General features: G+C 65.2%; 5 protein-coding genes. All 5 read right to left on the bottom strand.

Annotation, left to right across the window (positions count from 1 at the left end; translation table 11 throughout):
* Positions 1–644 (bottom strand): NADH-quinone oxidoreductase subunit NuoE (gene nuoE, locus A5784_RS29235; protein ID WP_064948365.1); only part of this gene is annotated, 644 nt, incomplete at its 3' end.
* A 63-nt stretch (positions 645–707) separates the two neighbouring features.
* Positions 708–2,021 carry an NADH dehydrogenase (quinone) subunit D gene (nuoD, locus tag A5784_RS29230; RefSeq protein WP_064948364.1) on the bottom strand — a complete coding sequence of 438 codons (1,314 nt, stop codon included), beginning with the start codon at positions 2,019–2,021 and terminating at the stop codon, positions 708–710.
* The gene (locus A5784_RS29225) at positions 2,021–2,659 is read right to left on the bottom strand and encodes an NADH-quinone oxidoreductase subunit C (protein WP_232006286.1); all 639 of its coding nucleotides are present in this window, start codon (positions 2,657–2,659) and stop codon (positions 2,021–2,023) included. Before A5784_RS29225 ends, nuoD begins: the two co-directional genes overlap by 1 nt.
* Positions 2,660–2,694: 35 nt before the next feature.
* On the bottom strand, positions 2,695–3,249 hold the full coding sequence (locus A5784_RS29220; RefSeq protein ID WP_064948362.1) for a NuoB/complex I 20 kDa subunit family protein: 555 nt from the start codon (positions 3,247–3,249) through the stop codon (positions 2,695–2,697).
* Positions 3,240–3,594, bottom strand: a 355-nt coding sequence (locus A5784_RS29215) for an NADH-quinone oxidoreductase subunit A (RefSeq protein WP_064948361.1), incomplete at its 5' end; no start/stop codon positions are given. The genes A5784_RS29215 and A5784_RS29220, both read right to left, overlap by 10 nt.

The following is a 3,594-nucleotide window of genomic DNA, read 5'->3' as shown; positions in this document are numbered from 1 at the left end:
CCGCCTGGTACATGCGGGTCGGTGAGTCCGGCCAAGGTGCGGGCGGTCTCGCGGAAGGTGCACAGCGGCGCGCCGCGGCTGGGGTCGGGTGGGTTGCCGCTACGCAACCCGTCGACCAGATCGCGTGCCGAGGAAGGGGTTTGGTTGTCGAAGAACTCCCAGTTGACCATGACGACGGGCGCGTAGTCGCACGCCGCGTTGCACTCGATGTGCTCGAGGGTGACGCTTCCATCCGCGGTGGTCTCACCGGCGTGGATGTCCAGATGCTTCTGCAGCGCATCGAGAATGGCGTCACCGCCCATGATCGCGCACAACGTGTTGGTGCACACGCCCACCAGGTAGTCGCCCGTCGGGGTGCGCCGGTACATCGAGTAGAACGTCGCCACCGCGGTCACCTCGGCATCGGTCAGGCCGAGTTGCACCGCGCAGAACCGGATTCCGGCGGGCGTGAGACACCCGTCCTCGGACTGCACCAGGTGCAGCAGCGGCAGCAGAGCCGAACGCGCGTCGGGGTAGCGCGCTGTGATGCGTTGCGCGTCGGCGCTCAGCCGGTCGGTGACGTCGTCGGGATACGCCGCGGGCCCGTTGATCGGCGGGCCCGCTTCGTCGGGCCGTTGCCCGAGTTCCAGGAAAACTTCACTCACCTGTGCTGTCTCCTCTTCGCGCAAGCGCTCATCTGTGCTGTCTCTTCTTCGCGCAAGCGCTCATCAGCGATCCACTCCGCCCATAACCGGATCGATCGACGCCACCGCCGCGATCGCATCGGCGACCATGCCGCCTTCGCACATGGCCGCCACCGCTTGCAGGTTGGTGAACGACGGGTCGCGGTAATGCACTCGATAGGGTCGGGTGCCGCCGTCGGAGACCATGTGCACGCCGAGCTCACCGCGCGGCGACTCCACCGCCACGTAGACCTGCCCGGCGGGTACCCGGATGCCCTCGGTGACGAGCTTGAAGTGGTGGATCAGGCCTTCCATCGAATGGCCCATGATCTTGGCAATGTGCTCAGGGGAGTTGCCCAGCCCGTCCGGTCCGATTTTGAGATCGGCGGGCCAGGCCAGCTTCTTGTCGCTGATCATCACCGGTCCGGGCGCTAACCGCTCGATGCACTGCTCGACGATCTTCAGCGACTCGCGCATCTCCTTGACGCGAATGATGTAGCGGCCGTAGGAATCACACCGATCATCGGTGATGACGTCGAATTCGTAGTTCTCGTAACCGCAATACGGTTGGGTCTTGCGCAGGTCGTGCGGCAATCCGGTGGACCGCAGTATCGGCCCGGTGATGCCCAGTGCGATGCACCCGGTGAGGTCGAGATAACCGACGCCGACCGTGCGGGCCTTCCAGATGTAGTTCTCGTTGAGCAGATCCTCCAAGTCCTGCAACCTTTTCGGCAGCAGCTCCATCAACGCCTTGAGCTGACCGATCGCGTCGCCGGGCAGGTCGACGGCCACGCCGCCGGGCCGGATGTAGGCATGATTCATGCGCAGGCCGGTGATCGATTCGAAGACCTTGAGGATCTCCTCGCGCTCGCGGAACCCGTAGAACATCGCGCTCATCGCGCCCAGTTCCATGCCGCCGGTGGCCAGCGCCACCAGATGCGATGAGATCCGGTTCAGTTCCATCAGCATCACGCGGATCACGCTGGCCCGCTCGGGAATGTCGTCGGTGATGCCGAGCAACTTCTCCACCGCCAGGCAGTACGCCGTCTCATTGAAAAACGGTGAGAGGTAATCCATTCGGGTGACAAAAGTGACGCCCTGGGTCCAGTTGCGGAACTCCAGGTTCTTCTCGATGCCGGTGTGCAGATAGCCGATGCCGCACCGCGCGTCGGTGATGATCTCGCCCTCGATCTCCAGGATCAGGCGTAGTACGCCATGGGTCGACGGATGCTGCGGGCCCATGTTGACCACGATGCGCTCGCCGGCATGCTCGCGGGCTGCGGCCACGACCTCGTCCCAGTCCTGCCCGCCGACCATGACCACCGAGGAGGGGGTGTCGGCTCCGGTGGGTGTGCTCATCAGTTGTAGGACCTCCGCTGATCGGGCGGTGGGATCTGCGCGCCGTGGTACTCCACCGGCACCCCGCCGAGCGGGTAGTCCTTGCGTTGCGGATGGCCCACCCAGTCATCAGGCATCTCGATGCGGGTCAGCGCTGGATGACCGTCGAACACGATGCCGAAGAAGTCGTAGGTTTCGCGCTCATGCCAGTCGGTGGTGGGATAGATCCCGTACAACGACGGGATGTGCGGATCGGCGTCGGGCGCGGCCACCTCCAACCGGATCCGTCGGTTGTGCGTGATGGACATCAACGGATACACCGCGTGCAATTCACGATCCGTGTCGTCGGGGTAGTGCACACCGCTCACGCCGAGGCACATTTCGAACCGCAGCAGAGCATCGTCGCGCAACACGGCCGCCACGGCGGGCAGCTGCACCCGGCTCACCTCCAGCGTCAGCTCGTCGCGGTACACCACCACCCGCTCGATCGACACCGCGTAGCGTTGCGCGCCGAGCACCTCGGCCAGGCGGTCGACGACCTCGTCGAAATAGCCGCCGTAGGGGCGTGGCGAGCTGCCCGGAAGCGCGACCGGTCGGACCAAGCGGCCATAGCCTGAGGTATCGCCGGTGCCGGGTGCCCCGAACATGCCGCGGCGCATCCCGATCACCTCGGGTGCCTCGCCTTTGGAGTCGCTCACCGCAGCAGCCCCTTGAGCTCGATGGTCGGCGCCACCGAAAGCGCGGCCTGCTCGGCCTCCCGGATGGCTTCAGCGCGGTTCACTCCGAGCGGCATCTGCGCAATCTTGTCGTGCAGCTTGAGAATTGCATGCAGCAGCATCTCCGGACGGGGTGGGCAGCCCGGCAGATAGATGTCGACCGGCACGACGTGGTCGACACCCTGCAGGACCGCATAGTTGTTGAACATGCCGCCCGAGGACGCGCAGACGCCCATCGCCAGCACCCACTTCGGTTCGGCCATCTGGTCGTAGATCTGCCGCAGCACCGGGGCCATCTTCTGGCTGACCCGGCCCGCCACGATCATCAGATCGGCCTGACGCGGAGTCGCCGAGAACCGTTCCATGCCGAACCTGGCGATGTCGAACCGCGGTCCGGCAGTCGACATCATCTCGATGGCGCAACACGCCAGGCCGAACGTCGCAGGCCACAGCGATCCCTTGCGCACATACCCGGCCACCACTTCGACCGTCGACAGCAGAATGCCGCCGGGCAGACGTTCCTCTAGTCCCAATTCAGGCCCCCTCGCCGCCATACGTAGGCGTACGCCACGAACACCGTGAGCATGAACAACAGCATCTCCACCAGCGCAAACAGGCCCAGCTTGTCGAACGCGACCGCCCACGGGTAGAGGAACACGATCTCGATGTCGAACACGATGAACAACATGGCGGTCAGGTAGTACCGGATCGGCATCCGCTGGCCGCTGGTGCCGGCCGCGCCGGGAGGCATCGGTTCGATACCGCATTCGTACGCTTCGAGTTTGGACCGGTTGTAGCGCCGCGGCCCGATGACGAGGGCGATGCCCACCGAGCCGACCGCGAACACAGCCGCGATCGCGCCGAGAACCAGAATGGGC

Origin of the sequence: Mycobacterium sp. 852013-50091_SCH5140682, assembly GCF_001665685.1 — a bacterium.
Lineage (GTDB): Bacteria > Actinomycetota > Actinomycetes > Mycobacteriales > Mycobacteriaceae > Mycobacterium.
This window is presented reverse-complemented; position numbering and strand designations above follow the sequence as displayed.

Bases quoted from the DNA above. Each gene is read 5' to 3' on its own strand.
- nuoD (WP_064948364.1), bottom strand. From the start codon at position 2,021: ATGAGCACACCCACCGGAGCCGACACCCCCTCCTCGGTGGTCATGGTC.
- A5784_RS29225 (WP_232006286.1), bottom strand. From the start codon at position 2,659: ATGCGCCGCGGCATGTTCGGGGCACCCGGCACCGGCGATACCTCAGGC.